The sequence below is a fragment of the Pantoea sp. X-Soil-YNGN-785 genome, assembly GCF_059730585.1.
Genome location: NZ_AP035942.1, coordinates 2,300,891 through 2,315,010 on the forward strand (window position 1 = coordinate 2,300,891; position 14,120 = coordinate 2,315,010).

The 14,120-nt window shown below is 56.3% G+C and carries 12 protein-coding genes; 6 read left to right on the plus strand and 6 right to left on the minus strand.

All coding sequences use genetic code 11. The features are described from left to right. The first annotated feature begins 101 nt into the window (after positions 1-101). The gene (gene purT, locus AC6I8E_RS10770; protein WP_497823966.1) at positions 102-1,280 is read left to right on the plus strand and encodes a formate-dependent phosphoribosylglycinamide formyltransferase; all 1,179 of its coding nucleotides are present in this window, start codon (positions 102-104) and stop codon (positions 1,278-1,280) included. 34 nt (positions 1,281-1,314) lie between these two features. Here the strand turns inward: purT and AC6I8E_RS10775 are convergent, their stop codons facing one another. Together AC6I8E_RS10775 and zwf are read right to left on the minus strand one after the other, a co-directional pair. After that, positions 1,315-1,953, minus strand: a complete 639-nt coding sequence (locus tag AC6I8E_RS10775) for a bifunctional 4-hydroxy-2-oxoglutarate aldolase/2-dehydro-3-deoxy-phosphogluconate aldolase (protein ID WP_010258674.1) — start codon at positions 1,951-1,953, stop codon at positions 1,315-1,317. Between the two features lie 214 nt (positions 1,954-2,167). Further along, positions 2,168-3,643, minus strand: a complete 1,476-nt coding sequence (zwf, locus tag AC6I8E_RS10780; RefSeq protein ID WP_013358160.1) for a glucose-6-phosphate dehydrogenase — start codon at positions 3,641-3,643, stop codon at positions 2,168-2,170. Between the two features lie 363 nt (positions 3,644-4,006). Here zwf and AC6I8E_RS10785 point away from each other — a divergent pair, with 363 nt between their 5' ends. The 3 genes from AC6I8E_RS10785 to AC6I8E_RS10795 all read left to right on the plus strand — a co-directional run bounded on the left by AC6I8E_RS10785 (position 4,007) and on the right by AC6I8E_RS10795 (position 7,753). Continuing rightward, entirely contained in the window at positions 4,007-4,885 is an 879-nt protein-coding gene (locus AC6I8E_RS10785) for a MurR/RpiR family transcriptional regulator (RefSeq protein WP_187266204.1), read from the plus strand. Between the two features lie 107 nt (positions 4,886-4,992). Next, positions 4,993-6,435 carry a pyruvate kinase gene (pyk, locus tag AC6I8E_RS10790; RefSeq protein ID WP_497823967.1) on the plus strand — a complete coding sequence of 481 codons (1,443 nt, stop codon included), beginning with the start codon at positions 4,993-4,995 and terminating at the stop codon, positions 6,433-6,435. Positions 6,436-6,520: 85 nt separating this feature from the next. Beyond that, positions 6,521-7,753 carry an MFS transporter gene (locus AC6I8E_RS10795; RefSeq protein WP_033783315.1) on the plus strand — a complete coding sequence of 411 codons (1,233 nt, stop codon included), beginning with the start codon at positions 6,521-6,523 and terminating at the stop codon, positions 7,751-7,753. A 351-nt stretch (positions 7,754-8,104) separates the two neighbouring features. Here the strand turns inward: AC6I8E_RS10795 and lpxM are convergent, their stop codons facing one another. From lpxM to znuA, 3 genes are all read right to left on the minus strand, one after another. Beyond that, positions 8,105-9,079, minus strand: a complete 975-nt coding sequence (gene lpxM, locus AC6I8E_RS10800) for a lauroyl-Kdo(2)-lipid IV(A) myristoyltransferase (protein WP_095707042.1) — start codon at positions 9,077-9,079, stop codon at positions 8,105-8,107. Positions 9,080-9,204: 125 nt separating this feature from the next. Further along, positions 9,205-10,536, minus strand: a complete 1,332-nt coding sequence (gene mepM / locus AC6I8E_RS10805) for a murein DD-endopeptidase MepM (protein ID WP_013358166.1) — start codon at positions 10,534-10,536, stop codon at positions 9,205-9,207. A 13-nt stretch (positions 10,537-10,549) separates the two neighbouring features. After that, positions 10,550-11,497: a zinc ABC transporter substrate-binding protein ZnuA gene (gene znuA, locus AC6I8E_RS10810; RefSeq protein WP_095707041.1), complete on the minus strand. Its 948-nt coding sequence runs from the start codon at positions 11,495-11,497 to the stop codon at positions 10,550-10,552. A 77-nt stretch (positions 11,498-11,574) separates the two neighbouring features. Between znuA and znuC the strand changes: the two genes are divergently transcribed. Beyond that, the gene (znuC, locus tag AC6I8E_RS10815) at positions 11,575-12,330 is read left to right on the plus strand and encodes a zinc ABC transporter ATP-binding protein ZnuC (RefSeq protein ID WP_013358168.1); all 756 of its coding nucleotides are present in this window, start codon (positions 11,575-11,577) and stop codon (positions 12,328-12,330) included. Next, positions 12,327-13,112 (plus strand): zinc ABC transporter permease subunit ZnuB, encoded by a 786-nt coding sequence (gene znuB / locus AC6I8E_RS10820; protein ID WP_013358169.1) that lies wholly within the window; start codon positions 12,327-12,329, stop codon positions 13,110-13,112. The genes znuC and znuB overlap by 4 nt, the downstream gene beginning before the upstream one ends. On the opposite strand, the gene ruvB is transcribed toward znuB, so the two are convergent. Continuing rightward, on the minus strand, positions 13,113-14,117 hold the full coding sequence (gene ruvB, locus AC6I8E_RS10825; protein ID WP_013358170.1) for a Holliday junction branch migration DNA helicase RuvB: 1,005 nt from the start codon (positions 14,115-14,117) through the stop codon (positions 13,113-13,115). Positions 14,118-14,120: the final 3 nt, after the last annotated feature.

Sequence of the window (14,120 nt, forward strand, 5' to 3'; positions counted from 1 at the left end):
GGGAAAAGTACGGCAAAAAGCAATGTCAGATGGACGAAAGATGAGAACGCAAACGTTTTCGTTTATACTTGCGCGCGAATTTTGACTGCTTAGGTGAATGTATGACGACTCTCGGAACAGCGCTGCGTCCGGCGGCGACGCGTGTAATGCTATTGGGTTCAGGTGAATTGGGTAAAGAGGTGGCGCTGGAGTGTCAGCGTCTGGGTGTGGAAGTGATTGCGGTGGATCGTTACGCCGATGCCCCGGCGATGCATGTCGCCCATCGCAGCCATGTGATCAATATGCTGGATGGGGCAGCGCTGGCTGCGCTGATTGCCGAAGAGAAGCCTGACTTTGTGGTGCCGGAAATCGAAGCCATCGCCACGGATACGCTGGTTGAGCTGGAGCAGCAGGGCCAGCGCGTGGTTCCGACCGCCCGTGCCGCAAAGCTGACCATGAACCGCGAAGGCATTCGTCGCCTGGCGGCTGAAGAGTTATCACTGCCCACTTCACGCTATCGCTTTGCCGACAGCAAAGCGCGTTTCGATGAAGCCGCAACCGCAATCGGCTTCCCATGCATTGTAAAGCCGGTTATGAGTTCATCCGGTAAAGGCCAGAGCTTTATCCGCGACGCCAGCCAGCTGGAGAAAGCCTGGGACTATGCCCAACAGGGTGGCCGCGCCGGTGCCGGTCGCGTCATCGTCGAAGGCGTTGTTAACTTCGATTTTGAGATCACCCTGCTGACCATCAGCGCCGTCGATGGCATTCACTTCTGTGCGCCGATTGGTCACCGACAGGAGGATGGCGACTATCGTGAATCCTGGCAGCCGCAGCAGATGAGTGACCTGGCGCTGCAGCGGGCGCAGGATGTTGCCGCGCAGGTGGTGAAGGCGCTGGGCGGTTATGGCCTGTTTGGCGTTGAGCTGTTTGTCTGCGGTGATGAGGTGGTATTCAGTGAAGTGTCGCCACGTCCCCACGACACCGGGATGGTGACGCTGATTTCACAGGATCTGTCAGAGTTTGCGCTGCACGTGCGGGCGTTCCTGGGTCTGCCGATTGGCGGGATTCGTCAGTATGGTCCATCGGCATCTGCCGTTATCCTGCCGCAACTGACCAGCCAGAATGTGCAGTTTGTGAATGTCGAAGCCGCACTGGGGGCCGGTCTGCAACTGCGGCTATTCGGCAAGCCGGAGATCAGCGGGCAGCGTCGTCTGGGCGTCGCGCTGGCCAGCGGTGACAGCACCACGCAGGCGATTGCGCGTGCAGTTGCCAGCGCAGCGGCGGTTACGGTTCAGGGGTAAAGGTGTGCGGTGAGCAGACGCTCACCGCCATTACTTACTTCGCGCCTTCGACAGCTTCGCGAGCCAGACGGGTGATGCGATCCCAGTCGCCCGCTTCCAGCGCATCGTTAGGCACCAGCCAGGAGCCGCCGATGCACAGCACGCTTTTCAGCGCCAGATAGTCACGGTAGTTGGCCGGAGAGATGCCGCCGGTCGGACAGAAACGCACCTGCGGGAAAGGTCCGCCAATCGCCTGCAGCGCTTTCACACCGCCATTTGCTTCTGCCGGGAAAAATTTAAACTCACGCAGACCATAGTCCATACCGGTCATTAACTCAGAAACCGTGCTGATTCCCGGAATCAACGGAACCGGCCCTTCAACCGCCGCTTTCAGCAGCGATTCCGTGACGCCAGGGCTGATAACAAACTGTGCACCGGCATCGGTCACTTCCTGTAACTGCTGCGGATTAATCACTGTGCCCGCACCGACAATCGCATCCGGCACTTCTTTGATCATCGCACGCAGTGCATCCATCGCTACGGGCGTGCGCAGCGTGACTTCCAGCACTCTGACACCGCCTGCCACCAGCGCTTTCGCCATCGGCACAGCATGTTCCAGTTTATTCACCACGATGACCGGCACGACAGGTCCGGTGGTCAGAATCTGTTCAGCACTCGTTTTCCAGTTTTTCATCAGTTCCCCTTGCTTGATAACACCGGGATTGTGGCCCGGTCATGGAGCATCGGCTCCTGCCCTGTAAATTGCGTCACTACCATACATGATTCGCTTCCTGAGCGTCTATCCTCCTGCGCCCATTTTGAAACAGCAGTTCATTTTTAGTCGTATCCGCTGGCCCGGTTTAAAGGCGAAAAAAAAGCCCGCGTGGCGGGCTTCATCATCACTTCAGTTATTCAAACTCGTTCCACGAGCGACCATCGCGGGTGATCATCGCCACCGAGGCCACCGGGCCCCAGGTGCCAGCCTGATACGGCTTGGAAGAGTCACCATCTGCCGCCCATGCGTTGATAATCGAATCAACATAGGTCCATGCGGCTTCAACTTCATCGCGACGCACAAACAGCGCCTGGATACCGCGCATGCTCTCCAGCAGCAGACGCTCATAAGCATCGGCAAGGTGCGACTGGTTGAACGTCTCGGAGTAGCTCAGATCCAGTTTGGTGGTCTGCAGCTTGTGCTTGTGATCGAGGCCTGGCACTTTATTCAGGATCTCGATATCCACGCCCTCGTCCGGCTGCAGACGAATGGTCAGCTTGTTCTGCGGCAGCTCTGAGTAGGAATCTTTGAACAGGTTCATCTCAGGGTTTTTAAAATAGACCACCACTTCGGAACATTTGGTCGGTAAACGCTTACCGGTACGCAGGTAGAACGGCACGCCTGCCCAGCGCCAGTTGTCGATATCGACACGAATCGCGACGAAAGTCTCCGTAGCGCTCGTTTTATTGGCCCCCTCTTCTTCCAGGTAGCCTGGCACTTTTTTACCCTGCACAAAGCCCGCAGTGTACTGACCGCGAACGGTTTTCTCACGCACGTTGGTCTGGTCGATGCGGCGCAGCGAGCGCAGCACTTTAACTTTTTCGTCACGGATGCTGTCGGCACTGAGATCGGACGGCGGCGACATGGCGATCATGGTCAGAATCTGCAACAGGTGGTTCTGAATCATGTCACGCATCTGACCCGCTTTATCGAAGTAACCCCAGCGGCCTTCAATACCCACCTCTTCGGCCACCGTGATCTGCACGTGGTCGATGGTGCGGTTATCCCAGTTATTCACGAAGATAGAGTTCGCAAAGCGCAGCGCCAACAGATTGAGCACGGTCTCTTTGCCGAGATAGTGGTCGATACGGAATACCTGGCTCTCATCGAAGTATTCACCAACGCTGTCGTTGATCTCCTGCGAGGTTTCCAGTGAGGTACCGAGCGGCTTCTCCATCACCACGCGCGCCGGTTTCGCATTCAGCTTCGCGGTGCCCAGTCCCTGACAGATCGCGCCAAAGGTGCTCGGCGGCATTGCAAAGTAGTTAATGGTGGTGCGGTTTTTCTGGTCCAGCATCTTGCCCAGTTTCGGGAAGTGCGTGGTGTCGTTAACATCGAGGTTGCAGAAGTCGAGACGATTGCTGAGTTTGTCCCACAGCGCTTCGTCAATCTTCTCCTTCATGAAGGTTTCCAGCGCTTCACGTACCACTTTGGTGTATTCCGCTTTGTCCCACTCGGCACGGCCGACACCAATAATGCGGGTTTCCTCGTGGATCTGACCCGCTTTCTCTAACTGGTACAGTGAAGGCAACAGTTTACGGCGTGCAAGATCGCCTTTGGCACCGAAAATCACCAGATCGCATGCCTGGGCTGTTTGTGTTACCGCCATTTTCCTCTCCTCGTTGCAGGATAGTCCGGTGGTGATGCATCCTCTGCCACCGGGTCCAGGTTATTATTTTCTTTCAGCACAATGTACTTTTTTCCCCGCGCCAGGTAAACCGACTCGCCGGGTCAACCGCATTAACTCTGTACCGGATGCGCTGCACGCGTGTGATGACACGTGCGGATTGCCGGTTTTTTCTGTGTCTGCTGGTGTCAGGAAATCTGGCACCGATCAAAGTATCCCAAAAAAAAGCGCCATAGGCTTGTCCGCCGTTGCGCCTGTCGGCCGCTGACGCGATATAGTCTCTGTTAATTGGCGCTGACGACAGTGATAATTGAAATTGATAAAAGCGATAATGGTCATCGGCTTATGAATATGCTGGAAAAAATTGAGGCGCAGTTCGCTGCGCTGAGCAAAGCGGAACAGAAAGTCGCCCGGCAGATTCTGGCTGCCCCCCAGGCGGCGATGCACTCCAGCATTGCGACGCTGGCAGGCGTTGCCGGCGTGAGTGAACCCACCGTAAACCGCTTCTGCCATCGCCTGGGCGCACGCGGCTTTCCCGACTTTAAACTGCAGCTGGCGCAGAGCCTGGTGAAAAGCAGCAGCTGGGTCAGCCGGGGTGTGGAGGATAACGACAGTGTGGAGGACTACAGCCACAAGATCTTCGACTCGGCGCTGGCTGGACTGCAGCGGGTGCGCGACCAGCTGAACAGCACGCAGCTGCAACAGGCCGTCACCCTGCTTGCGCAGGCCGATAAACTCGCCTTTTTCGGGCTGGGGGCATCCGCGGTCGTGGCGCATGACGCCTTTACCAAATTTCTGCGCTTTAATCTGCCGGTCATCTGGTCGGACGATATTGTGATCCAGCGCATGAGTTGCATAAATAGTCGAGCCGGTGACGTTTTTGTTCTCATTTCACATACTGGGCGCACAAAAAATATGGTAGAACTGGCTCGCCTGGCCCGTGTAAACGGTTCCACCGTTATTGCCATCACCTCTCCCGATTCACCCCTTGCCCATGAAGCAGCGATAGCTTTAGTGCTTGATGTACCGGAAGATACGGATGTTTATTTGCCGATGGTGTCGCGCCTGGCGCAGTTAACCGTGATCGATGTGCTGGCGACCGGTTTTACCCTGGAACGGGGTGCCCCCTTCCGGGAAAACCTGAAACGCGTGAAAGAGGCGTTGAAAGCGTCGCGTTATGAAAAGAACACCCTTCGGGAAGAGAGTGATCAGCAAAAAAATTAACATCACATTTACAATGTGAGTCGTATCACAACCCGTCGATCATATAGAATAGATAACCATGCTGTGTCCACAGACCCGGACACGCTTAAATGTTTACGGAGTCCCCGATGTCAAGACGTCTCAGAAGAACCAAAATCGTAACAACCCTCGGCCCGGCCACCGATCGTGATAATAACCTCGAAAAAATCATCGCTGCCGGTGCGAACGTTGTACGACTCAACTTCTCTCACGGCACGCCAGAAGACCATCAGCTACGTGCCGACAAAGTGCGTGAGATTGCCGCAAAACTGGGCCGCCACGTGGCTATTCTCGGTGACCTCCAGGGTCCAAAAATTCGTGTTTCGACCTTCAAAGAAGGCAAAGTTTTCCTGAATATCGGCGACCGTTTTCTGCTGGATGCCAGCCTGGGTAAAGGCGAAGGCGATAAAGAGCGCGTGGGTATCGACTACAAAGGTCTGCCTGAAGATGTGGTGCCGGGCGATATCCTGCTGCTGGATGATGGCCGCGTGCAGTTGAAGGTGCTGGAAGTTCAGGACACGAAAGTCTTCACCGAAGTCACTGTCGGCGGCCCGCTGTCGAACAACAAAGGCATTAACAAGCTGGGCGGCGGCCTGTCAGCTGAAGCACTGACCGAAAAAGACAAGGCAGACATTATCACCGCCGCTAAGATCCGCGTCGATTATCTGGCCGTCTCCTTCCCACGCTGTGGCGAAGATATGAACCTGGCGCGTCGTCTGGCGCGTGAAGCGGGTTGTGACGCTAAGCTGGTCGCTAAAGTGGAACGTGCCGAAGCGGTTGCCAGCCAGGAAGCGATGGATGACATCATTCTGGCATCAGACGTGGTGATGGTTGCGCGTGGCGACCTGGGCGTTGAGATTGGCGATCCGGAGCTGGTCGGCATTCAGAAAGCATTAATTCGTCGTGCCCGTCAGCTAAACCGCACCATCATTACCGCGACGCAGATGATGGAGTCGATGATTACTAACCCGATGCCAACCCGCGCAGAAGTCATGGACGTGGCTAACGCCGTGCTGGATGGCACCGATGCCGTGATGCTCTCTGCAGAAACCGCAGCGGGTCAGTATCCGGCAGAAACCGTCTCAGCGATGGCGAAGGTCTGCCTGGGCGCGGAGAAGATCCCAAGCGTCAACGTCTCTAAACACCGTCTGGATGTGCAGTTCGACAACATTGAAGAAGCGATCGCCATGTCGTCCATGTACGCCGCAAACCATTTGCAGGGCGTTACTGCGATCATCACCATGACCGAGTCGGGCCGTACTCCGCTGATGACCTCACGTATCACGTCGGGCCTGCCGATCTTTGCGATGTCCCGCCATGAACGCACGCTGAATCTCACTGCACTCTATCGCGGTGTGACGCCAGTGTTCTTCGACAGCAACAACGATGGTGTCGCGGCCGCACACGACGCGGTTAACCTGCTGCGCGATAAAGGTTTCCTGGTTTCAGGCGATCTGGTTATCGTGACCCAGGGTGATGTGATGGGCGCCACTGGCACCACTAACACGACTCGCGTGCTGCGCGTGGATTAATTGCGCCCGCGTTTACATTGTCGGTGTAGAATCAACGACGCGACTGCCTGGCAGTCGCGTTTTTCTTTTCTGACAAGGAGGCAAGATGCCCCGTTTCCAGCCCATCAGCCAGCTTACCGGCCGAATTTTACTTTTTCCTCTGGCGTTAGTGCTGTTCGAGTTTGCTACCTATATCGCCCACGACATGATCCAGCCCGGCATGCTGATCGTCACCAGCGAGTTCTCCGTTGGCCCGGAATGGGTTTCTACGTCGCTGACCGCTTACCTGATTGGTGGCGTGGTGCTGCAATGGCTGCTGGGTCCACTCTCTGATAAGTTTGGTCGGCGACCGGTGATGCTCTCCGGCATCCTGTTTTTTGCCGTCGCCTGCATACTGACCAACTGGGTCAGTTCGATTGAAGAGTTTGTTGGCCTGCGTTTTATTCAGGGTATCAGCCTCTGCTTTATTGGTGCGGTTGGCTATGCCGCCATTCAGGAAGCCTTTGATGAGGCGCTGGCGGTGCGCATGATGGCGCTGATGGCTAATGTGGCGCTGCTGGCCCCGCTGGCAGGTCCGCTTGCCGGTGCAGCCTGGCTCACTGTGGGTAGCTGGCGCAGTATGTTCTGGCTGTTTGCCGCCTGCAGCCTCGTTGCGTTTGTGGTGCTGTGGCGTGTGATGCCCGAAACCGCAGGCGACCGCAGCCACTCCATCGCCCTGCCGAATCTGGCGCGTAACTATGGCCGGTTGATGAAAGACCGGCTGGTGATGTTTGGGTCTTTTGCTATCGGGCTGGTGTTTATCCCGATTCTCACCTGGGTTGCGCTGTCACCGGTGATCCTGATGCATGACGAAGGTCTGTCTCGCATGCAGTATGCCCTGCTGCAGCTGCCGGTGTTTCTGGCGATGATTGCCGGTAACCTGACGCTGAGTAAGCTGGCCGGACGGGTGCCGATTGAACAGCCGGTGAAGTTCGCCGCCTGGCCGATTCTGATTGGCCTGAGTCTGGCGCTGGTGGCAAGCCTGCTGAACAGCCACGGTTATCTGCTCATCACGGCTGGCCTGAGCTTCTACGCCTTTGGCGCAGGGATGGTGAATGCCGGACTCTATCGCCTGACGCTCTACGCCAGTGATGAAGGCAAAGGCAGCGTGGCGGCCATGCTGGGGATGATCAGTATTCTGACGCTGGCGGTGGGGATTGAGCTGGCGAAAAGTGGCTACTTCAGCGGCGGCACGTTGTGGTTCTGTCTGATTAACTTTATCAGCGGCGTGCTGTGGTTTGGTCTCGTGACCCTGTTTATGCGCGAACGTAAACGTCGCAGCAGGCTGGAGGCGTTATAGCAGAGCTGCGTAATCGTCTGCGCTGAGCATGCCACGGATGGCGATTTGCGTCTTTGCGCAGGGGGTATGCTTCCTGAGCCAGCTCTTTTATTCACTCATAAAAGGCTGCGAAAGCGGCCTTTTTATTATCACTTAATCGCTGGATCTGGGTGAATCTGAAAGCGGCAAATAAACTTAAAGCGCAGGGAACACGGGCAGAGGAGGAAAGCGTCCCGCGCCACGGATGGCGCGGGCCGAGCGGCCAGGGATGGCTTAAGCGCCTTTCCGATCTGACCGTGTTCCCTAAGCATTTTCGAACTTACCGCTAACCAAACCCGACGTACCAAAAAGGCCGCTTTCGCGGCCTTTCTGCTATTTGCGCGGATAAAGCTCTTTGCGCGAATAGGGTTCGATGTCACCCTCTTTGCGGGTCTTCAGCAGCTTGAGGATCCACGTGTACTGCTCGGGATGCGGGCGGACAAATATTTCCACCTCTTCATTCATCCGGCGAGCCAGCTGGTGATCGTCGGCCTCCAGCAGATCGTCCATCGGCGGACGCACATAAATCTCAAGCTTATGCGTTTCACTGTTATAAACCGGGAACAGCGGCACCACGCGGGCACGACACACCTTCATCAGCCGGCCTACCGCAGGCAATGTCGCCTTATAGGTAGCGAAGAAATCGACAAATTCGCTGTGCTCGGCACCGTGATCCTGATCGGGCAGATAGTAGCCCCAGTAACCCTGACGTACTGAACTGATAAACGGCTTAATCCCATCGTTGCGGGCATGCATCCGGCCGCCATAGCGACGACGGGCCGTGTTCCAGGCGTAGTCCAGCAGCGGGTCGCTCTGATTGTGGAACATGGCCGCCATCTTCTGGCCTTCTGACGCCAGCAGCATGGCGGGAATATCCACCGCCCAGCCGTGTGGCACCAGGAAAATCACATTCTGCTGCTCAGCTTTCATCTGGTCGATGATTTCACGACCATGCCACTCAACGCGCTGCCGGATGCGAGCAGGATCGCGCAGCACCAGCTCGGTCATCATTGTCATCGCCTGCGGCGCTGTCGCAAACATCTCATCGACCAGCGTGGCACGCTGCTCTTCACTGAGTTCCGGCAGGCAATAATAGAGATTAATCAGCGCGCGGCGACGTGCGCCCTTTGCCAGCTTACCGGCAAACCGGCCTAACCGGCCCAGCAGCGGATCGCGCACTTTCGGTGGTAAATACGCCAGCCCCGCCAGCGCACCTATTGCCAGCCAGCTGCCCCAGTACTTAGGTTTGAGAAAAGAACGTTCAAAAACGGGAATAAATTCAATGTTATTTTTTTTACGGGTTTCCATGCACTCGCCTCAAGCAATGACCGGCTTATGATAGTGTCGACCTGAAATTTTGCAATCATCCTGCGCCAGATAGCAAAAAACCGACGGAGAAGCCGTCGGTTTTTGCGCGATTTGACGAAATTCGCTTACTTCAGACCCAGCTGAGGCAGCCAGGATTTAACCTGTGCCATGTAGTCGCTGCGATCTTTGCCGGTCAGACCTTCCATGCGCGGCAGCTTCGCCGTTAATGGGTTAACCGCCTGGTTATTGATCCAGATTTCGAAATGCAGATGCGGTCCGGTGGAGCGCCCGGTGTTGCCGGACAGTCCAATACGGTCGCCACGTTTCACTTTCTGACCTGGCTTCACCAGCACTTTCTTCATGTGCATATAGCGTGTCATATACTGACGGCCATGACGGATAGCGACGTAGTTACCGGCGGCACCGCCGTTTTTCGCTACCACGATCTCACCATCACCCACTGCGAGCACCGGCGTACCGATTGGCAGCGCAAAGTCGACGCCTTTGTGCGGCGCAATGCGGCCCGTTACCGGGTTAAGACGACGCGGATTGAAGTTGGAAGAGACACGATACTGCTTAACCGTCGGGAAGCGCATAAAGCCGCGTGCCAGACCGGAGCCGCTGCGATCGTAGAACTTGCCATCTTCCGCGCGGAATGCGTAATAATCTTTACCGCCGCTGCGCAGGCGCACGCCCAGCAACTGACTCTGTGCACTCTTGCCATCCAGCATTTCACGTGACATCAGCACGCTGAACTGGTCGCCAGCACGCAGCTTACGGAAGTCCATCTGCCACTGCATCGCTTTAATCACGGCGCTGGCTTCAGCCCCGCTCAACCCCGCCCGCATGGCGCTGGCGGCGAAACTGCCGCGCACTTCGCCCTGCATCACGCTGTTGCGCCATTCGCCCTTCTGCATCTCCGCATCCATCTTAAAGCCACCGGCTGGGGTGCGCTCATAGGTGCGGGTTTCACGACGGGAAATTTCCCAGCTCAGGGTTTTCAGGCCACCATCATCATCCAGCGTCCAGCTCAGCTGCTGACCGACCTGCAGATTACGCAGATCGCGATCGCTCACCACCAGCGCATTGATATCACTGATGTCGATGCCATACTGATTCAGGGCACTGCTCAGGGTATCGCCGGATGAAACAGTGTAGTCATGCACCCCTGCCGTTTCGGGCACGTCGGTGTCGACATCATCCGCAGGCAGCTCTTCGTCCGGTTCCGGTGTGCTCTGATCGATCGGCTCACTGGCTTCCGGCAACAGCGTACGGAGCGTGTTCTTATCCAGTTCAATGTTTTTAACGATGGGCGTCACATCATCCGTCGGATGATAAACGTAAGGCCGCCAGACAGCGACGGCCAGAGTGACTACAGTTAATGATCCCAGCATTACGCGGTGGGGGCGCGGCAAATTATTAAATGCGAGGGCGACAGAGCGGGCTATCTGCTGCACTTTTACCTATTCCTCATGCTCCATTCAGGCAGCTTTCATACTGGCTCGACAGTTGTGAGAGGAATTTCACATAGCTGTCTTTGGCTAAGCTGATGTCCGTGCCCAGGGGATCAAGCGTGCCTTTACGCACCTGTGTTCCGCGGGAGACAGCATCGATGACTGCTGGTCTGAATTGTGGCTCAGCAAAGACGCATACCGCCTTTTGCTCAACCAACTGTGTTCGTATCTGGTGTAAACGCTGAGCGCCCGGTTGAATTTCAGGATTGACGGTAAAATGCCCGGCGGGCGAGAGACCGTAGTGCTTTTCAAAGTACGTGTAAGCGTCGTGAAAAACGAAATATCCTTTATTTCTGACCGGAGCAAGTTGTGCGCTGACGCGTTTGTCCGTGTCCGCCAAAGCTACCTCAAACTGCTGGAGGTTGGCGTCAAGTTTGGCCTTATCTTGCGGCATAAGTTCCAATAATTTTCCATGGATTGCAACCGCGGTTTTGCGCGCAATCTCTGGCGACAACCACAGGTGCATATTAAACTCGCCGTGATGGTGATGATGCGCTTCAGCATCCTGATCTTCGGATTTTTCCGCTGCGTGTTCATCTTCATCTTCACCACCGCTAATCAATAACGGTTTTACCCCGTCGATGTTCACCATCGCGAGGTTTTTTTGAGCCGGAAGTTCAGCCGCAGACTTCGCCATAAAGGCTTCCATTTCTGGCCCGACCCAGACAACTAAGTCCGCGTTTTTTAAGCGTTTTGCATCAGATGGCCGCAGGGCGTAATCATGTTCGGACGCGCCGTCGGGCAGCAGCACCTCAACCGGTGTAACGCCATCGGCAATAGCAGCAGCAATAAAACCTACCGGTTTGAGTGAAGCCACAACATTCGCCTGGGCAGGAAGGGTTAACAAAGCTGAAACAGATAAAGCAGTCAGGGCGAAAATTGTGCCCTTTTTATTATGTAACATATTGCGTCATTCCATCGTGACCATGAGGTGGAATGTGATATTATAACATTCGAAATTCTGTGCAACCTGTAAATACTATGACCTCACTTGTCACACTCGATAACGTTTCGATAAAGTTTAACCAGCGCAATGTGTTATCAGGCGTCAGCCTGGCATTGCAGCCTGGTCGCATTCTCACCCTGCTGGGTCCCAACGGTGCCGGAAAATCAACGCTGGTGCGTGTGGTGCTCGGCCTGCTCGCCCCTACAACCGGTTCGGTTCAGCGTGATCCTGCTCTGCGTATCGGCTACGTGCCGCAGAAGCTGCACATCGATCCCACCCTGCCGGTCACGGTTGAGCGCTTTATGCGTCTGACCCGTGGCAGCAAACACGCGGAGATTATGCCAGCACTGAAACGTGTGCAGGCGGGCCATCTGCTCAACTCCCCGCTGCAAAAGCTCTCCGGCGGTGAAACTCAACGTGTGTTGCTGGCACGCGCCCTGCTGAATCAGCCTCAGTTGCTGGTGCTGGATGAACCAACGCAGGGAGTGGATGTGAACGGTCAGGTTGCGCTGTATGACCTGATCAATCAGTTACGCGTGGAACTGAACTGCGGCGTGCTGATGGTTTCCCACGATCTGCATCTGGTGATGGCGAAAACCGACGAAGTGTTGTGCCTCAATCACCATATCTGCTGTTCCGGCACGCCGGAAGCCGTCTCGCAGCATCCCGAATTTATCGCGATGTTTGGCCCGCGTGGCGCGCAGGAGCTGGCGATCTACCGTCATCATCATAATCACCGTCACGACCTTCAGGGACGTATCGTTTTACGCAAAGGACAGGGTTCATCATGATTGAGTTGTTATTACCGGGCTGGATAGGCGGTGTGATGTTAGCGCTGGCTGCCGGTCCGCTGGGTTCGTTCGTCGTCTGGCGTAAGATGTCCTATTTCGGCGATACCCTGGCGCACGCGTCTCTGCTCGGCGTAGCCTTTGGCCTGCTGCTGAACGTGAACCCCTACTACGCGGTGATTCTGGTGACGGTCTGCCTGGCGCTGGGACTGGTCTGGCTTGAGCGGCGTCCGCATCTGGCTATCGATACCCTGCTGGGCATTATGGCGCATAGCGCGCTGTCGCTGGGCCTGGTCGTCGTCAGCCTGATGAAGAACGTGCGCGTTGATTTAATGGCTTATCTGTTTGGCGACCTGCTGGCCGTAACGCCTGATGACCTCTGGATGATGGGTGGCGGCGTGATAATTGTGCTGCTGGTGATGGCGTGGCAGTGGCGTTCGCTGCTGTCGATGACCATCAGCCCGGAACTGGCGCAGGTGGATGGCGTCAATATCCAGCGAACCCGGCTGATTCTGATGCTGGTTACGGCGCTGACGATTGGCGTGGCGATGAAGTTTGTGGGTGCGCTGATTATCACTTCACTGCTGATTATTCCGGCTGCCACCGCTCGCCGTTTTGTGCGTTCGCCGGAAGGCATGGCGGCCGTCGCGGTGGTCATCGGCGTGATTGCCGTCACCGGCGGTCTCACCTTCTCTGCGTTCTACGACACGCCTGCCGGTCCGTCCGTGGTGCTCTGCGCCGCCATCCTGTTTATCTTCAGCATGGTGCGCAAACCGGCCATGTAGTCACTCTTCGCGCGTAATGCCGAAGTGACGATAAGCATGCTGCGTGGCCAGACGGCCACGCGGTGTGCGCTGAATAAAACCCTGCTGAATCAGGAAGGGTTCAATCACATCTTCGATGGTCTCACGCTCTTCACCAATCGCAGCAGCCAGGTTATCCAGCCCCACCGGCCCACCCATAAACTTGTCGATAATCGCCAGAAGCAGTTTACGGTCCATATAATCGAACCCTTCACTGTCGACGTTAAGCATATCCAGCGCGCTGCAGGAGACTTCTCCGCTCATATCACCATTAGCCCGCACCTCTGCGAAGTCACGCACTCGGCGCAGCAGGCGGTTGGCGATACGCGGTGTGCCGCGTGCGCGACGGGCAATCTCTAACGCCCCTTCGTCACTCAGCGCCAGGCCCAGACAGGCGGCACTGCGTCCTACGATGTGCTGCAGATCTTTAACCTGATAGAACTCCAGACGCTGCACAATGCCAAAGCGATCGCGCAACGGCGAGGTCAGCGAGCCTGCACGGGTGGTGGCACCAATCAGGGTAAACGGCGGCAGATCGAGCTTAATCGAACGCGCCGCCGGGCCTTCACCGATCATGATATCCAGCTGATAGTCTTCCATCGCCGGATAGAGCACCTCTTCCACCACTGGTGACAGGCGATGGATCTCATCGATAAACAGCACGTCATGGGGTTCAAGGTTGGTCAGCATCGCCGCCAGATCGCCTGCCTTCTCCAGCACCGGACCCGAGGTAGTGCGCAGGTTCACGCCCATCTCGTTGGCCACGATGTTCGCCAGCGTGGTTTTCCCCAGACCTGGCGGACCGAAGATCAGCAGATGATCCAGCGCATCGCCACGCAGCTGTGCGGCCTTGATGAAAATCTCCATCTGCTCACGCACCTGCGGCTGACCGACATACTCGGTAAGCATCTTCGGGCGAATGGCGCGGTCGATTATCTCTTCTTCGTTAATGCTGGCAGCGGAGACCAGGCGGTCGGCTTCTATCATGAC

Coding starts and splice junctions, on each gene's coding strand:
- purT (WP_497823966.1), top strand. CDS start 102: ATGACGACTCTCGGAACAGCGCTGCGTCCGGCGGCGACGCGTGTAATG.
- AC6I8E_RS10775 (WP_010258674.1), bottom strand. CDS start 1,953: ATGAAAAACTGGAAAACGAGTGCTGAACAGATTCTGACCACCGGACCT.
- zwf (WP_013358160.1), bottom strand. CDS start 3,643: ATGGCGGTAACACAAACAGCCCAGGCATGCGATCTGGTGATTTTCGGT.
- AC6I8E_RS10785 (WP_187266204.1), top strand. CDS start 4,007: ATGAATATGCTGGAAAAAATTGAGGCGCAGTTCGCTGCGCTGAGCAAA.
- pyk (WP_497823967.1), top strand. CDS start 4,993: ATGTCAAGACGTCTCAGAAGAACCAAAATCGTAACAACCCTCGGCCCG.
- AC6I8E_RS10795 (WP_033783315.1), top strand. CDS start 6,521: ATGCCCCGTTTCCAGCCCATCAGCCAGCTTACCGGCCGAATTTTACTT.
- lpxM (WP_095707042.1), bottom strand. CDS start 9,079: ATGGAAACCCGTAAAAAAAATAACATTGAATTTATTCCCGTTTTTGAA.
- znuA (WP_095707041.1), bottom strand. CDS start 11,497: ATGTTACATAATAAAAAGGGCACAATTTTCGCCCTGACTGCTTTATCT.
- znuC (WP_013358168.1), top strand. CDS start 11,575: ATGACCTCACTTGTCACACTCGATAACGTTTCGATAAAGTTTAACCAG.
- znuB (WP_013358169.1), top strand. CDS start 12,327: ATGATTGAGTTGTTATTACCGGGCTGGATAGGCGGTGTGATGTTAGCG.
- ruvB (WP_013358170.1), bottom strand. CDS start 14,117: ATGATAGAAGCCGACCGCCTGGTCTCCGCTGCCAGCATTAACGAAGAA.